Origin of the sequence: Rickettsia endosymbiont of Polydrusus tereticollis (assembly GCF_964026385.1) — a bacterium.
Classification (GTDB): Bacteria; Pseudomonadota; Alphaproteobacteria; order Rickettsiales; family Rickettsiaceae; genus Rickettsia.
In genome coordinates this window covers 2,077,248-2,094,122 of sequence record NZ_OZ032142.1, presented here as the reverse complement: position 1 = coordinate 2,094,122, position 16,875 = coordinate 2,077,248, and the positions used below count along the sequence as shown (strand labels likewise).

Here is a 16,875-nt window from a genome sequence, read left to right as displayed (position 1 = left end):
CGGACAGTTTTTTACGCACATTTTTGTATTTTTTCGTATTGTACTGGTGATAGATAATCGTTAGCAGAATGCATTCTTATACGATTATAAAATACCTCTATATATTCAAATATAGCATGTTTTGCTTCCTCCCTAGTTTTAAATTTATGTTGATAAATTAATTCTGTTTTTATAGTATGAAAAAAGCTTTCAGCAACAGCATTATCCCAGCAATTTCCTTTACGACTCATACTCTGTATAATACCATGTTGTTTTATAAGTTTTAAATGACTATCAGAACAATATTGGCTACCTCTATCAGTATGCCAAATAAGCTTTTTAGGTGGTTTACGTTGCCATATTGCCATTAGCAAAGCATTATTAACTAAATCAGCTTTCATATTACTATTCATTGACCAGCCTATTACTTTTCTAGAAAATAGATCAATAACTGTTGCTAAATATAACCATCCTTCTCCAGTTGGGATATAGGTGATATCACCAACCCAATAACAATTAACATTAGAAACTTTAAACTGTCTATCCAATAAATTAGGAGCAACTTGCTTATTATGCTTAGAATCAGTAGTTGCTTTAAATTTATACTTAGTTTTACATACTAAGCCAGCTTCATTCATTAGTCTTGTAATTCTCCTACGACTAACAATTATGCCTTGCCTCAACAAAGCCTTTTTAATGGGTCTAGATCCATAATTTCGTCTACCTTCCTGAAAAATAGCTCTAACCTTACAGGTTAATTCTCTATTTTCTTTATCCCTATTGCATCCAGGGTTATTTAACCACTCATAATAACCGCTACGTGATACCTTCATACATTTGCACATAATTGCAATTGAGAAATCATCTTGATGCTTCTTTATCCATGCATACCTTACAGGGACTCTTTTGCAAAGTACGCTGCAGCCTTTTTTAGTATATCACGCTCCTGTGTTACTATCACCAGCTCTTTCTTTAATCTTTTTAATTCATCATACAGATGTTCATCTGTTCTTGTTATTGATTCTTCAAATTGTTTAGAATATTTATCTATCCAACTATATAAAGTATTCTTACTGATACCTAATTCTTTTGCAGTCTGAATAACAGGTCGCTTCGATTCAGTTGCCAATTTAACTGCTGATTCTTTAAATTCACTAGAATACATTTTTGTTTTTGTCATACTGTATTTCCTTTCTGTTAATATTGTCTCATACTAACTGTCCGGAATACTATAGCCACATCAGTTCATTAGACTCTCCGAGGCGACAAAAATTTTTAGAAATGACGCTTAACGGGTTTGGAATACATAAGAATAAGAATGAATTATTTATTAAAACTAATCTCCAGAACTTTGCTTTAAGTAAACATAATCTTATCCAAGCTATTCTAGCTGTTAACGACATGTTTTATTTAGCAAGACCGCATGTTACTGCTCTATTTTATGAAGATGTACAAACTTGGCTTGAAACATGTGAGATTAGATATTCCGAAAGGGTTAGTTTTACTGGAAAATCAGGTTATACTAGGTATTTCGATTTTCTTATTCCTAAATCAAAATATGCTCCCGAACGTTTGATTCAAACTGTAAATACTCCTACCAAAGATAAAGCAAATAGTATCATAATAGATTGGCTTGACACAAAAGAAGTGCGTTCGTCAGATGCAAAGGCATACACACTTATTAACGATAATGAAAAATCGGTATTAGATAATTTTCAAGAGACATTAAAAAGTTATGAAATTACCCCCGTTCTTTGGAGTAAAAGAGATAATTTCAAGAATGAATTAGCTGCTTAAGCTGTGTGATTTATACACCTTATTATTAGAGGATTCTTTATTATTGGGTCAAAACCTTACTTACAGCTAAACTGCAAGTAAGAAGTAGTAATTTTTAACACAGGTCTCTATATTCGGCTCTTGTTTCCTACCCATTGCAAAATCGGCAAGTTTTGGGAATTTAGACGTCGGATCACTTAGCAAATTAAGCTTATCGTTTTTTCCTACTTCTTCTTCCTACCATACTTTTTTCATCTTTTTGACTAAAAAATCCAATTTTTGTAATGATTTTATCCATTTTTTCTTATATGAATAAATAAACATAATGGCTAGAGCTAATAATGATGACTTTCGCACGTATTACGCCGATGAGCCTATGGATGTGCGGTGATTGCTAAAATGGTAATATTATCTTTGCTAGGTCCATAATGCCAAAAAATTCTGTAAGCAGCAGAGGTATTATTTTCAGCATAAGCTTCAAATATATCTTCTCCGTTATCTCCTTTGATAGATTGGTATTTATGAGTATTTAAACTAGGATGTCGAGGATTCATTTGCAAATACGCTAATGATTTCCTTACTGCTTTTAAACGTTTCTCTAATCCTTTATCGTTTTCAAGCTCTTCTAAATCTTTATTTGCTTGAATAGTAAATAGAAGTTTAAAATTCATTTCTTATTCATCGTTTAAATATTTGTTAAAATCTCCTCTAGATACAGTTTGCCCTTTAGCAGAGTTTTCAATGCCTTTATTTAACTGTATTAAAGCTGTTTTATTGTTAAATAGCCAACTTTCTCTCAAGGGGATTTCTGCATATGGTTCTAAAATAATTTGTCCCTTTTTATTATTAACAGTAAGATGAAAGCTACTTATTCCCTTAGCTAGTTTACCTAAAGTTATCCTTCCTTTTGCGTCTGGTTTTAATATACATGTTTGTGCCATATAAGTTATTTTTTAAGCTTAAAATATAACTTAATATAATAACATATAGTGGGTGGTTAATCAAGTGGGATAATAAAAAAGGATATTATTATTGTTAGCTTGTAAGATTTACTTACATTTTCTTACGTGCGAAAAATCCCCCTTACTTCAAAGTTTTCCTATGGCTATTTTTGAAGATAATCTTCAGCCTTGTTTGTAACTTTTCAATTCATAATTTTATAAAACAACTAGAAAGGTGAAAAATTTATTAAATTTTAGTTGAAAAACTAAATTTAATACATTAGTTTTTTAGCAATTATTGGTTTGACATTTTTAAAAGTAAATATAAAGTAAATATTTTTAATTTTAAGCTCATTATAAAACTTATCTTTTAAGCATTCTAACCTAAAAGTATAAATAATTACTTATAGGCTATTTATGAAAGCACAACACACAACCACAACTACTACTTCTTCAAATTCTGAATATAACTATCAAAATATTTTAAATAGCATAATAGAAAATGATCCTTCATTTGTATATCTTGACCTTAGCAAACTACATTTAACGGGGGAACAGTTAAGAGAAATAGCAAACAAAATACAAAATAATAATTTTATCGGTAATATAAATTGGGGAACAATACCGCACTCTTCCAGCGAGCTAGCCCGGATATTGCATGAGATATAGGAGACAAAATCCTCGTAAAGCTGTATAATACTGGTATTTCATTAGAATAATACAAAGGATTTTGTCATGACAAATTGTATAGCATATAGTTACCAGTTTTCCAAAGTAAAAAATCGGACAATAGAGATAAATTTCACTGGAGGTGATATTAGTAGCGATGGAGGTGTGTTGTTATTAAGAGAAGCAGATAAAAGGCTTGGTATAACAGAGGAGCTTGCTAAAATATTTCCTGATAGACGAGATGGTAGTAAAATTACCCATAATATGGCAACAATGCTGAGGCAACGAATTTATGGTATTGCATTAGGTTATGAAGATTTAAATGACCACAATTATCTACGAAAATGTCCTGCTATGCAAACAGCTATGGAAACAATTGATGATATGGCAAGTAGTTCTACCTTATGTCGTATAGAAAACAATGCTGATAGACACTTTGCAATTAAAGTGCATGAACTAATGCTTGATAAATTTATTAAGTCTCATAAAATAGTACCAAAGCAGCTAATACTTGATTTTGATGCTACGGATGATGAAATTCATGGGCAACAGGAAGGTAAGTTTTATCATGGTTATTACGGTCATAATTGCTTTTTACCTTTGTATGTTTTTTGTGGAAAGCATCTGTTAGTTAGTTATCTTAGGACGTCAAAGCAGGATCAAGCAAAACATTCTTGGGCAATATTATCATTGTTAGTAAAACGTTTTCGCCAAGCTTGGCCAGAGGTAAAGATTATTTTTCGTGGTGATAGTGGATTTTGTCGTCATCAGATGTTTGATTGGTGTGATATTCATAATATAAAATATATTGTAGGAATGCCCCAAAATAACAGACTAAATGAGTTACTGAAACCTACAATGGAGAAGTCAAAAGCAGCATTTATTATAACCCAAGAAAAGCAACGTCTTTTTAGTGAGTTTCCATATAAGGCTGGTAGTTGGAGTCATGAACGTAGAATAATTGGTAAGGCAGAAATGACAATGCTTGGAGAAAATCCAAGGTATATAGTAACTAATTTATCAGATAAACCTGAAGATTTATACGACAAAGTTTACTGTGGTCGTGGTGATATGGAAAACCGTATAAAAGAGCAACAACTAGAATTATTTGCAGATCGTACTTCTTGTCATAGATGGTGGGCTAATCAGCTCAGAATGATTTTATCGGGTCTTGCATACACTTTAGTAGAATATATCAGAGGTAATTTATTACAAGGTAGTGCATTAGCAAAAGCACAAATAGGTACAATACGTTTAAAATTATTAAAAATTGGGGTAGTAATTATCCGTAATACTAGGCGTATTAAGTTTTTGTTATCTTCATCATATCCTTACCGACAGGTATGGAATCATGTGATGAAGAAATTAGCATTAGAATAACCTAGATTAGCACTGTTCCCGGTGCTTAGAAAAAATGGGGTAAGGGGCATTACATCTAAAATTTGAAAATAACGGCTTCAAAGCACTTTTTGGCAAAATTTTTACAAAAGTATCATTGCTAATATTATAAATTACTCAATTTCTTACTTTAAATCTCACTTCATGCAATATCCGGGCTAGTGCAAAAAGTAGAAAGTAAAATAGTCTCAAATAACCAAAATTATAAACATCATCCTAATGACTTTGTACATGGATTATTTAGCTCTCATGCTTATATTGATTCTAAAGAAAATGATATAGTAAAGTTTACTGCTAGTGAAAGGAATGATGAACAAATAAAAATCCGCAATGAGCAGTTAGCAGATTGGAAAGTTCATAAGGTATTTAACGAGCCTGAAGCAGGTAGATATTACGCAGTAACATATATAAATGAAAAGACGAAACAGATGGTACTTGCTCATCGAGGTACTACACTCGAAGCATTAGATTTACTTAAGACTGATTCACCTTTTGCAACTGATTTTAAAAGTATTTTAGGTGGAGAGATAGTAGCACAGCAGGCAATGGCATATATTGCAACAAAGGAAATTACCGAATACACTAAGCAACACGGTTATAATCTATCTTTTACCGGTCATTCGCTTGGTGCATGGCTTGCAGAGCTAAGTTTATATTTTGCTCATCGAGATTTTAATTATTCAAAAGCCAAGGCAATCACATTCGATAGTCCTGGTTCTGCAAAAATTATGGATAGCTTTAAACCAAATATTCTTAGTCATGAAACTGATTTTGATGTAAGAAATTTAAATATAACAACTTATCTATCAGCTCCAAATTTTGTGAATATTTGCAACCGGCATATTCATAAAGCATATAGATTATTTCCTGAAATTACCGCAGCTGAATATAGCAATAAAATAATAAATCTATTAAATAAAGCTGTCCCTATTAAAAACTATATTACTTTACTATCATTAAGTGGTGATTTACTTGATTCAATGCTAGATAGTTTTGATCCCGAAATAGGTAAGCCTATAAGATATGAGAAAATATTAGATTGGCCTTGCATAGAATATGATCCTAAAGATGACACATTAGGTAAGAAAGCAATAGATAGGGTGCTTAATTTTATACCTGTTGGTAGTACGATTAAAGATTTGGCAAGTAAATTAATACATAGAAATATTACAGCAACAACATTAGGAAGTTTTTTAGAAGTAATAGATCAATTTGTAATAGGTAATATCACCGTTAGGCAATTTTTAGAAGTTTATAAGCATTTAGAAAACGATCCTGCACAAGGATATCCGTCAAAAAAAGATATAATATCCGCTAAAGATCAATTTGAACTTTCTTACAAAGGTCATTTCCGCTCGCAAGAAGTAAATTTGTCTACTGATATAATAAACACGAATAATAAGGGAAGCAGCGATTGGTATCTAGCACAGTTGAGAAAATTAAGTATAGATAAAAAAGAAATACCGAATTTAGTAAAGCAACAGTTAAAAGCAATAAAAGAGCAATATACGATAGAAGATAAAAATAGCAAAGATTATATATGTACAACATCCCCTAACATTAAAGTAGATGATTTAAGAGGGCAAATTTTAAGGTTAATTGAAGTTAGCAAAGAAGCAAAAAAAATATTGAAAGATCGTAATGCTTATACTTCTAATGAAGCAACTAAAATCATAGAAGGCATAAACAGTAATTTACCTCTTTCATTAGTCCATAATTTTATTGCTCGTGAAGAGGCACTAGCCCGGATATTGCATGAGATATAGGAGACAAAATCCTCGTAAAGCTGTATAATACTGGTATTTCATTAGAATAATACAAAGGATTTTGTCATGACAAATTGTATAGCATATAGTTACCAGTTTTCCAAAGTAAAAAATCGGACAATAGAGATAAATTTCACTGGAGGTGATATTAGTAGCGATGGAGGTGTGTTGTTATTAAGAGAAGCAGATAAAAGGCTTGGTATAACAGAGGAGCTTGCTAACCCGGATATTGCATGAAGTGAGATTTAAAGTAAGAAATTGAGTAATTTATAATATTAGCAATGATACTTTTGTAAAAATTTTGCCAAAAAGTGCTTTGAAGCCGTTATTTTCAAATTTTAGATGTAATGCCCCTTACCCCATTTTTTCTAAGCACCGGGAACAGTGCTAATCTAGGTTATTCTAATGCTAATTTCTTCATCACATGATTCCATACCTGTCGGTAAGGATATGATGAAGATAACAAAAACTTAATACGCCTAGTATTACGGATAATTACTACCCCAATTTTTAATAATTTTAAACGTATTGTACCTATTTGTGCTTTTGCTAATGCACTACCTTGTAATAAATTACCTCTGATATATTCTACTAAAGTGTATGCAAGACCCGATAAAATCATTCTGAGCTGATTAGCCCACCATCTATGACAAGAAGTACGATCTGCAAATAATTCTAGTTGTTGCTCTTTTATACGGTTTTCCATATCACCACGACCACAGTAAACTTTGTCGTATAAATCTTCAGGTTTATCTGATAAATTAGTTACTATATACCTTGGATTTTCTCCAAGCATTGTCATTTCTGCCTTACCAATTATTCTACGTTCATGACTCCAACTACCAGCCTTATATGGAAACTCACTAAAAAGACGTTGCTTTTCTTGGGTTATAATAAATGCTGCTTTTGACTTCTCCATTGTAGGTTTCAGTAACTCATTTAGTCTGTTATTTTGGGGCATTCCTACAATATATTTTATATTATGAATATCACACCAATCAAACATCTGATGACGACAAAATCCACTATCACCACGAAAAATAATCTTTACCTCTGGCCAAGCTTGGCGAAAACGTTTTACTAACAATGATAATATTGCCCAAGAATGTTTTGCTTGATCCTGCTTTGACGTCCTAAGATAACTAACTAACAGATGCTTTCCACAAAAAACATACAAAGGTAAAAAGCAATTATGACCGTAATAACCATGATAAAACTTACCTTCCTGTTGCCCATGAATTTCATCATCCGTAGCATCAAAATCAAGTATTAGCTGCTTTGGTACTATTTTATGAGACTTAATAAATTTATCAAGCATTAGTTCATGCACTTTAATTGCAAAGTGTCTATCAGCATTGTTTTCTATACGACATAAGGTAGAACTACTTGCCATATCATCAATTGTTTCCATAGCTGTTTGCATAGCAGGACATTTTCGTAGATAATTGTGGTCATTTAAATCTTCATAACCTAATGCAATACCATAAATTCGTTGCCTCAGCATTGTTGCCATATTATGGGTAATTTTACTACCATCTCGTCTATCAGGAAATATTTTAGCAAGCTCCTCTGTTATACCAAGCCTTTTATCTGCTTCTCTTAATAACAACACACCTCCATCGCTACTAATATCACCTCCAGTGAAATTTATCTCTATTGTCCGATTTTTTACTTTGGAAAACTGGTAACTATATGCTATACAATTTGTCATGACAAAATCCTTTGTATTATTCTAATGAAATACCAGTATTATACAGCTTTACGAGGATTTTGTCTCCTATATCTCATGCAATATCCGGGCTAAAATATTTCCTGATAGACGAGATGGTAGTAAAATTACCCATAATATGGCAACAATGCTGAGGCAACGAATTTATGGTATTGCATTAGGTTATGAAGATTTAAATGACCACAATTATCTACGAAAATGTCCTGCTATGCAAACAGCTATGGAAACAATTGATGATATGGCAAGTAGTTCTACCTTATGTCGTATAGAAAACAATGCTGATAGACACTTTGCAATTAAAGTGCATGAACTAATGCTTGATAAATTTATTAAGTCTCATAAAATAGTACCAAAGCAGCTAATACTTGATTTTGATGCTACGGATGATGAAATTCATGGGCAACAGGAAGGTAAGTTTTATCATGGTTATTACGGTCATAATTGCTTTTTACCTTTGTATGTTTTTTGTGGAAAGCATCTGTTAGTTAGCCCGGATATTGCATGAGATATAGGAGACAAAATCCTCGTAAAGCTGTATAATACTGGTATTTCATTAGAATAATACAAAGGATTTTGTCATGACAAATTGTATAGCATATAGTTACCAGTTTTCCAAAGTAAAAAATCGGACAATAGAGATAAATTTCACTGGAGGTGATATTAGTAGCGATGGAGGTGTGTTGTTATTAAGAGAAGCAGATAAAAGGCTTGGTATAACAGAGGAGCTTGCTAAAATATTTCCTGATAGACGAGATGGTAGTAAAATTACCCATAATATGGCAACAATGCTGAGGCAACGAATTTATGGTATTGCATTAGGTTATGAAGATTTAAATGACCACAATTATCTACGAAAATGTCCTGCTATGCAAACAGCTATGGAAACAATTGATGATATGGCAAGTAGTTCTACCTTATGTCGTATAGAAAACAATGCTGATAGACACTTTGCAATTAAAGTGCATGAACTAATGCTTGATAAATTTATTAAGTCTCATAAAATAGTACCAAAGCAGCTAATACTTGATTTTGATGCTACGGATGATGAAATTCATGGGCAACAGGAAGGTAAGTTTTATCATGGTTATTACGGTCATAATTGCTTTTTACCTTTGTATGTTTTTTGTGGAAAGCATCTGTTAGTTAGTTATCTTAGGACGTCAAAGCAGGATCAAGCAAAACATTCTTGGGCAATATTATCATTGTTAGTAAAACGTTTTCGCCAAGCTTGGCCAGAGGTAAAGATTATTTTTCGTGGTGATAGTGGATTTTGTCGTCATCAGATGTTTGATTGGTGTGATATTCATAATATAAAATATATTGTAGGAATGCCCCAAAATAACAGACTAAATGAGTTACTGAAACCTACAATGGAGAAGTCAAAAGCAGCATTTATTATAACCCAAGAAAAGCAACGTCTTTTTAGTGAGTTTCCATATAAGGCTGGTAGTTGGAGTCATGAACGTAGAATAATTGGTAAGGCAGAAATGACAATGCTTGGAGAAAATCCAAGGTATATAGTAACTAATTTATCAGATAAACCTGAAGATTTATACGACAAAGTTTACTGTGGTCGTGGTGATATGGAAAACCGTATAAAAGAGCAACAACTAGAATTATTTGCAGATCGTACTTCTTGTCATAGATGGTGGGCTAATCAGCTCAGAATGATTTTATCGGGTCTTGCATACACTTTAGTAGAATATATCAGAGGTAATTTATTACAAGGTAGTGCATTAGCAAAAGCACAAATAGGTACAATACGTTTAAAATTATTAAAAATTGGGGTAGTAATTATCCGTAATACTAGGCGTATTAAGTTTTTGTTATCTTCATCATATCCTTACCGACAGGTATGGAATCATGTGATGAAGAAATTAGCATTAGAATAACCTAGATTAGCACTGTTCCCGGTGCTTAGAAAAAATGGGGTAAGGGGCATTACATCTAAAATTTGAAAATAACGGCTTCAAAGCACTTTTTGGCAAAATTTTTACAAAAGTATCATTGCTAATATTATAAATTACTCAATTTCTTACTTTAAATCTCACTTCATGCAATATCCGGGCTAGGCAGCATAGAAAGTATTTTAAGCACAGAACAATGTGTAATAATTAGTGCTTTTGCCGGAACAGGTAAAAGTACTTTAGCTATAGAATATGGTCGTAGACAGAAAGAGGAAGTAAAGAAAATAGTACGTTTTATTAATGCAGATTCCGCAGACAAAATCTTTGAAGCATATAGGCAACTCGCTAAAGAGTTTACTATTTATACAATAGGCGAAAAGGAAGAAGATATAATAAGATTAGTCCATGAGAGGATTGCTAATTTAAATTCAACTATATTATTTATTTTTGATAATGTGGAAGAATACAAAGATATCAAGCCTTATATTAAAGGTATAATGAATATATTTAAAGATAAGGCACAGCTATGTAATGTCATGTAAGATTGCCGAGGGATGACAGTTAGCTTTGCCGGTGATAAAATAGGCATCTGAATACTTTTGGAGTTTACAGATGCCCGGTAGAAGAATAACAAATCAGCAATACGAGGTATATATGAAATTAAGAAAATCAGGTTTGAATCAAACAATTTGTTCAGCTAAAGCAGGTTTTTCACAACGTAGTGGTAGGAATTTAGAACGTAGGGAAGTGTTATCTTTATCGAAAGGGAAGAAAGTACGTAAGTACCGTAACGATCCATTAGAAGGAGTATGGGAAGGTGTATTAGTTCCTTTATTAGAACAACTACCATATTTAACATCTTGGACATTATTAGAATATCTTCAAGACGAATACCCAGGAAAATATCCGGACAGCATTTTAAGAACTGTTCAGCGACGCACTAGCAAGTGGAGAGCATTATATGGTCCGGAAAAGGAAGTTATCTTTCGCCAGCTTCATGTACCCGGTCGTCAAGGTTTATCGGATTTTACTGCTTTAAAAGGCATAGAGATTACTATTTGTGGTAAACCGTTTAAGCATCTATTGTATCATTTTCGGTTAGCTTATAGTAATTGGTCTTTTATGAAAGTGATTCAGGGCGGAGAAAGTTTTACCGCTCTTTCTCAATCGCTTCAGGATGCATTATGGAGTTTAGGAGGATGTCCTGAAGAACATAGGACTGACAGTTTGTCAGCTGCTTTCAAGAATTTATCGCAAGAGGAGTCAGATGATATAACATGTTCTTATAAAGAAGTATGTGCTCATTATGGCATGCATGCTACAAGAAACAATCGTGGGAAAGGACATGAGAATGGTAGCGTTGAGGCTGCACATGGTCATCTTAAGAGACGTTTAGAGCAAGCTCTTTTATTGCGTGGTTCTTATAATTTTGAATCTATAGATGACTATCAAAATTTTATAGACTCTGTTGTTCAACGACACAATAATCGTCATCAACCACAACTTTATATTGAACGATCTTATTTAAAAGGATTGCCGGCCCACAGAACTATAGATTTTAGCCAAACAACAGCTAGGGTGACAACTTCTAGCACTATTACAGTAAAAAAAGTTATGTATAGTGTACCTTCCAGATTAATAGGGTATCAATTAGGAATACATATTTATGATGATCGTTTGTCATGTTACTTGGGAAGTGATCATGTTTTGGATTTACCTAGAGTAAGAGGGGATGACAAGCAAAAAGCAGCTAGATGCATTAATTATCGTCATTTAATTAATAGCTTGGTACGTAAACCCGGAGCTTTTCGCTATTCTATTCTGCGGGATGACATACTACCAACTCCTATATATAAAAAAATTTGGTTGCTAATTGATCAACATTGTACACCACGTCAGGCTAATAAATTGATGGTAGGTATTTTAAAGCTTGCAGCAGATTATAACTGTGAGCAACAATTAGGAGAATTTGTTGTGTCATCCCTAATTAAAGGTAAGGTTCCTTGTTTAGGAACGTTACAAAACCGATATCAACCTTGTATGAAGTTAGTACCTCCTCCTGTAGAAATTAAGCAACATTCACTACAAACATATAATCATCTTTTGCCTTCATTTTTAGTAAGAGAGGTTAGCCCGGATATTGCATGAGATATAGGAGACAAAATCCTCGTAAAGCTGTATAATACTGGTATTTCATTAGAATAATACAAAGGATTTTGTCATGACAAATTGTATAGCATATAGTTACCAGTTTTCCAAAGTAAAAAATCGGACAATAGAGATAAATTTCACTGGAGGTGATATTAGTAGCGATGGAGGTGTGTTGTTATTAAGAGAAGCAGATAAAAGGCTTGGTATAACAGAGGAGCTTGCTAAAATATTTCCTGATAGACGAGATGGTAGTAAAATTACCCATAATATGGCAACAATGCTGAGGCAACGAATTTATGGTATTGCATTAGGTTATGAAGATTTAAATGACCACAATTATCTACGAAAATGTCCTGCTATGCAAACAGCTATGGAAACAATTGATGATATGGCAAGTAGTTCTACCTTATGTCGTATAGAAAACAATGCTGATAGACACTTTGCAATTAAAGTGCATGAACTAATGCTTGATAAATTTATTAAGTCTCATAAAATAGTACCAAAGCAGCTAATACTTGATTTTGATGCTACGGATGATGAAATTCATGGGCAACAGGAAGGTAAGTTTTATCATGGTTATTACGGTCATAATTGCTTTTTACCTTTGTATGTTTTTTGTGGAAAGCATCTGTTAGTTAGTTATCTTAGGACGTCAAAGCAGGATCAAGCAAAACATTCTTGGGCAATATTATCATTGTTAGTAAAACGTTTTCGCCAAGCTTGGCCAGAGGTAAAGATTATTTTTCGTGGTGATAGTGGATTTTGTCGTCATCAGATGTTTGATTGGTGTGATATTCATAATATAAAATATATTGTAGGAATGCCCCAAAATAACAGACTAAATGAGTTACTGAAACCTACAATGGAGAAGTCAAAAGCAGCATTTATTATAACCCAAGAAAAGCAACGTCTTTTTAGTGAGTTTCCATATAAGGCTGGTAGTTGGAGTCATGAACGTAGAATAATTGGTAAGGCAGAAATGACAATGCTTGGAGAAAATCCAAGGTATATAGTAACTAATTTATCAGATAAACCTGAAGATTTATACGACAAAGTTTACTGTGGTCGTGGTGATATGGAAAACCGTATAAAAGAGCAACAACTAGAATTATTTGCAGATCGTACTTCTTGTCATAGATGGTGGGCTAATCAGCTCAGAATGATTTTATCGGGTCTTGCATACACTTTAGTAGAATATATCAGAGGTAATTTATTACAAGGTAGTGCATTAGCAAAAGCACAAATAGGTACAATACGTTTAAAATTATTAAAAATTGGGGTAGTAATTATCCGTAATACTAGGCGTATTAAGTTTTTGTTATCTTCATCATATCCTTACCGACAGGTATGGAATCATGTGATGAAGAAATTAGCATTAGAATAACCTAGATTAGCACTGTTCCCGGTGCTTAGAAAAAATGGGGTAAGGGGCATTACATCTAAAATTTGAAAATAACGGCTTCAAAGCACTTTTTGGCAAAATTTTTACAAAAGTATCATTGCTAATATTATAAATTACTCAATTTCTTACTTTAAATCTCACTTCATGCAATATCCGGGCTAAATTATTAGATTAACCTTTATAACATTTTCTATTAACAATTTAAAGTAATAAATTGCAAAAGGATATATTTTTTTAACCTTATAATATATAACAATTCTTAAACAATTTGAAATAAAGCATTAAATTAATTTAACTATTTGGCTAGTTTTTGAGCGGACATTTAACGTAACATCAATTATTGCCAAGCCGGCGTTGTTGCGAGGATAAACAGACCTTGTTGCCTGGATACCCCAAACGTCATTGCGAGACAGTGTTGTTGCGTGGATCGGAATCATTACAAAAAACCCCGTCATTGCGAGGAGATGCGTAGCATCGACGTGGCAATCCAGTAAAAAATAGCTAAAAATGCTATGAGATTTTTTATTTTCTAGATTGCCACGCTCCTTTCAGTCGCTCGCAATGACGTTTAGGGTATCCACGCAACAAAGCCTTGCGAGGAGGGACGTAGTGCATAACTGTTGAAAGTGAGGAAGAGAAATAATATAAGTATTTGAATTGAGAAAAGAAAAAGAAGGTTCAAATGCAAGATAAGATAGAAGAAATACTTTCCGTGTTGTCTGAAGAAGAATTAAGTAAGTTGGCAGAAGCATATGAAGTAGATAGATATAATACGAAGTTGTTAGGTAAACTAATGTTTAAAGGTTTAATGATGCTGATACTGAGCGGTAAGCAGGTAAGCCTTAGAATGTTATCATTGCTAATTAATCAAAAAGTTATAGATAAGAGAGAGAAAGAGTGAGGTGGTACCCTTTGTCTAGACAAATTTTTTAAATTTTAGAGGTGTAATTCTCCTGTATTAATGTATTGGTTTTTCAAAGTAAAGTTTGCATTTTCTATGTCATATAGCCTCTTGATAAGAGTCAGTCATATAATTTGTGTAAGTTGAAAAAAAGCAGATAAAGAATTACTGTAAAAAATAACAACTTAACCAAAGGAAATTATGGCTAAAAAATTAGAACAAGAGACAGCAAAAACAAATATAAATAATGAACTAGTAGAAGAGCTATTATCGCAAGCTAATCCTTCTGAGCTATTTGGTAAAGATGGACTGTTTCAGCAACTAAAGAAGCGTCTAGTAGAAAGAATATTGGAAAGTGAACTAAATCATGAATTAGGATATTCTAGGCATAGTAAAGTAGCGAAGATAGATAGCAATCGTAGGAATGGTACAACAGAAAAAACAATAATAGACGAGAGCGGTCAAAAAATAGTAATTGATGTACCACGTGATAGAGATAGTGAGTTTGAACCGCAACTAATCCCTAAAGGAGTTAGAAGGTTTTCCGGATTTGATGATACGGTTATTTCTCTCTACGCTCGAGGTATGACCATGAGTGAGATACAAGCACATTTAGAAGAAATCTACCACACTGAAGTTTCTAACCCGGATATTGCATGAAGTGAGATTTAAAGTAAGAAATTGAGTAATTTATAATATTAGCAATGATACTTTTGTAAAAATTTTGCCAAAAAGTGCTTTGAAGCCGTTATTTTCAAATTTTAGATGTAATGCCCCTTACCCCATTTTTTCTAAGCACCGGGAACAGTGCTAATCTAGGTTATTCTAATGCTAATTTCTTCATCACATGATTCCATACCTGTCGGTAAGGATATGATGAAGATAACAAAAACTTAATACGCCTAGTATTACGGATAATTACTACCCCAATTTTTAATAATTTTAAACGTATTGTACCTATTTGTGCTTTTGCTAATGCACTACCTTGTAATAAATTACCTCTGATATATTCTACTAAAGTGTATGCAAGACCCGATAAAATCATTCTGAGCTGATTAGCCCACCATCTATGACAAGAAGTACGATCTGCAAATAATTCTAGTTGTTGCTCTTTTATACGGTTTTCCATATCACCACGACCACAGTAAACTTTGTCGTATAAATCTTCAGGTTTATCTGATAAATTAGTTACTATATACCTTGGATTTTCTCCAAGCATTGTCATTTCTGCCTTACCAATTATTCTACGTTCATGACTCCAACTACCAGCCTTATATGGAAACTCACTAAAAAGACGTTGCTTTTCTTGGGTTATAATAAATGCTGCTTTTGACTTCTCCATTGTAGGTTTCAGTAACTCATTTAGTCTGTTATTTTGGGGCATTCCTACAATATATTTTATATTATGAATATCACACCAATCAAACATCTGATGACGACAAAATCCACTATCACCACGAAAAATAATCTTTACCTCTGGCCAAGCTTGGCGAAAACGTTTTACTAACAATGATAATATTGCCCAAGAATGTTTTGCTTGATCCTGCTTTGACGTCCTAAGATAACTAACTAACAGATGCTTTCCACAAAAAACATACAAAGGTAAAAAGCAATTATGACCGTAATAACCATGATAAAACTTACCTTCCTGTTGCCCATGAATTTCATCATCCGTAGCATCAAAATCAAGTATTAGCTGCTTTGGTACTATTTTATGAGACTTAATAAATTTATCAAGCATTAGTTCATGCACTTTAATTGCAAAGTGTCTATCAGCATTGTTTTCTATACGACATAAGGTAGAACTACTTGCCATATCATCAATTGTTTCCATAGCTGTTTGCATAGCAGGACATTTTCGTAGATAATTGTGGTCATTTAAATCTTCATAACCTAATGCAATACCATAAATTCGTTGCCTCAGCATTGTTGCCATATTATGGGTAATTTTACTACCATCTCGTCTATCAGGAAATATTTTAGCAAGCTCCTCTGTTATACCAAGCCTTTTATCTGCTTCTCTTAATAACAACACACCTCCATCGCTACTAATATCACCTCCAGTGAAATTTATCTCTATTGTCCGATTTTTTACTTTGGAAAACTGGTAACTATATGCTATACAATTTGTCATGACAAAATCCTTTGTATTATTCTAATGAAATACCAGTATTATACAGCTTTACGAGGATTTTGTCTCCTATATCTCATGCAATATCCGGGCTAGCCTACCTAACATCGCCTCACCTGTCAATT

Annotated in this window: 18 protein-coding genes; 12 read left to right on the top strand and 6 right to left on the bottom strand. The window is 33.0% G+C overall.

What is annotated here, in order from left to right; genetic code table 11:
* Positions 1–11 precede the first annotated feature (11 nt).
* A protein-coding gene (locus AAGD48_RS10210) for an IS3 family transposase (protein WP_410526007.1) occupies positions 12–1,159 on the bottom strand; the annotation gives its coding sequence in 2 pieces (ribosomal slippage) (positions 12–913 and positions 913–1,159; 1,149 coding nt in all).
* 101 nt (positions 1,160–1,260) lie between these two features.
* Here AAGD48_RS10210 and AAGD48_RS10205 point away from each other — a divergent pair.
* Entirely contained in the window at positions 1,261–1,776 is a 516-nt protein-coding gene (locus AAGD48_RS10205; protein ID WP_341789905.1) for a DUF1829 domain-containing protein, read from the top strand.
* A 353-nt stretch (positions 1,777–2,129) separates the two neighbouring features.
* Here AAGD48_RS10205 and AAGD48_RS10200 read toward each other — a convergent pair whose 3' ends face one another.
* Together AAGD48_RS10200 and AAGD48_RS10195 are read right to left on the bottom strand one after the other, a co-directional pair.
* Positions 2,130–2,426, bottom strand: a complete 297-nt coding sequence (locus AAGD48_RS10200) for a hypothetical protein (RefSeq protein ID WP_341790816.1) — start codon at positions 2,424–2,426, stop codon at positions 2,130–2,132.
* 3 nt (positions 2,427–2,429) lie between these two features.
* Positions 2,430–2,696, bottom strand: a complete 267-nt coding sequence (locus tag AAGD48_RS10195) for a hypothetical protein (RefSeq protein WP_341789904.1) — start codon at positions 2,694–2,696, stop codon at positions 2,430–2,432.
* Positions 2,697–3,113: 417 nt separating this feature from the next.
* On the opposite strand from AAGD48_RS10195, the gene AAGD48_RS10190 reads away from it, so the two are divergent.
* The 4 genes from AAGD48_RS10190 to AAGD48_RS10175 all read left to right on the top strand — a co-directional run bounded on the left by AAGD48_RS10190 (position 3,114) and on the right by AAGD48_RS10175 (position 6,766).
* The gene (locus AAGD48_RS10190; RefSeq protein ID WP_341789903.1) at positions 3,114–3,365 is read left to right on the top strand and encodes a hypothetical protein; all 252 of its coding nucleotides are present in this window, start codon (positions 3,114–3,116) and stop codon (positions 3,363–3,365) included.
* A gap of 66 nt (positions 3,366–3,431) precedes the next feature.
* Complete coding sequence (locus AAGD48_RS10185) at positions 3,432–4,745, top strand: IS1380 family transposase (protein ID WP_341789277.1); 1,314 nt, start codon at positions 3,432–3,434, stop codon at positions 4,743–4,745.
* Positions 4,746–4,924: 179 nt separating this feature from the next.
* A complete protein-coding gene (locus AAGD48_RS10180; protein ID WP_341789902.1) occupies positions 4,925–6,529 on the top strand; it encodes a lipase family protein in 1,605 nt (534 codons plus the stop codon).
* A gap of 66 nt (positions 6,530–6,595) precedes the next feature.
* On the top strand, positions 6,596–6,766 hold the full coding sequence (locus AAGD48_RS10175; RefSeq protein WP_341789901.1) for a transposase: 171 nt from the start codon (positions 6,596–6,598) through the stop codon (positions 6,764–6,766).
* A 160-nt stretch (positions 6,767–6,926) separates the two neighbouring features.
* Here AAGD48_RS10175 and AAGD48_RS10170 read toward each other — a convergent pair whose 3' ends face one another.
* Positions 6,927–8,240, bottom strand: a complete 1,314-nt coding sequence (locus AAGD48_RS10170) for an IS1380 family transposase (protein ID WP_341789277.1) — start codon at positions 8,238–8,240, stop codon at positions 6,927–6,929.
* Positions 8,241–8,376: 136 nt separating this feature from the next.
* Between AAGD48_RS10170 and AAGD48_RS10165 the strand changes: the two genes are divergently transcribed.
* Positions 8,377–8,763 carry a transposase gene (locus AAGD48_RS10165; RefSeq protein WP_341789900.1) on the top strand — a complete coding sequence of 129 codons (387 nt, stop codon included), beginning with the start codon at positions 8,377–8,379 and terminating at the stop codon, positions 8,761–8,763.
* 73 nt (positions 8,764–8,836) lie between these two features.
* The gene (locus tag AAGD48_RS10160) at positions 8,837–10,150 is read left to right on the top strand and encodes an IS1380 family transposase (protein WP_341789277.1); all 1,314 of its coding nucleotides are present in this window, start codon (positions 8,837–8,839) and stop codon (positions 10,148–10,150) included.
* Positions 10,151–10,310: 160 nt separating this feature from the next.
* On the opposite strand, the gene AAGD48_RS10155 is transcribed toward AAGD48_RS10160, so the two are convergent.
* Positions 10,311–10,484: a hypothetical protein gene (locus tag AAGD48_RS10155; RefSeq protein WP_341789899.1), complete on the bottom strand. Its 174-nt coding sequence runs from the start codon at positions 10,482–10,484 to the stop codon at positions 10,311–10,313.
* On the opposite strand from AAGD48_RS10155, the gene AAGD48_RS10150 reads away from it, so the two are divergent.
* The 5 genes from AAGD48_RS10150 (at position 10,411) to AAGD48_RS10130 (ending at position 15,279) form a co-directional block, all read left to right on the top strand.
* The gene (locus tag AAGD48_RS10150) at positions 10,411–10,707 is read left to right on the top strand and encodes a hypothetical protein (protein WP_341790793.1); all 297 of its coding nucleotides are present in this window, start codon (positions 10,411–10,413) and stop codon (positions 10,705–10,707) included. The genes AAGD48_RS10155 and AAGD48_RS10150 overlap by 74 nt on opposite strands.
* Before the next feature lie 70 nt (positions 10,708–10,777).
* Entirely contained in the window at positions 10,778–12,313 is a 1,536-nt protein-coding gene (gene istA, locus AAGD48_RS10145; RefSeq protein WP_341789898.1) for an IS21 family transposase, read from the top strand.
* Positions 12,314–12,386: 73 nt separating this feature from the next.
* Positions 12,387–13,700, top strand: a complete 1,314-nt coding sequence (locus AAGD48_RS10140; protein ID WP_341789277.1) for an IS1380 family transposase — start codon at positions 12,387–12,389, stop codon at positions 13,698–13,700.
* Between the two features lie 700 nt (positions 13,701–14,400).
* Positions 14,401–14,619, top strand: coding sequence for a hypothetical protein (locus AAGD48_RS10135; protein ID WP_341789897.1), 219 nt, complete (start codon positions 14,401–14,403; stop codon positions 14,617–14,619).
* A gap of 201 nt (positions 14,620–14,820) precedes the next feature.
* Entirely contained in the window at positions 14,821–15,279 is a 459-nt protein-coding gene (locus AAGD48_RS10130) for a transposase (protein WP_341789896.1), read from the top strand.
* Positions 15,280–15,439: 160 nt separating this feature from the next.
* Here the strand turns inward: AAGD48_RS10130 and AAGD48_RS10125 are convergent, their stop codons facing one another.
* Entirely contained in the window at positions 15,440–16,753 is a 1,314-nt protein-coding gene (locus AAGD48_RS10125) for an IS1380 family transposase (protein ID WP_341789277.1), read from the bottom strand.
* Between the last annotated feature and the right edge of the window lie 122 nt (positions 16,754–16,875).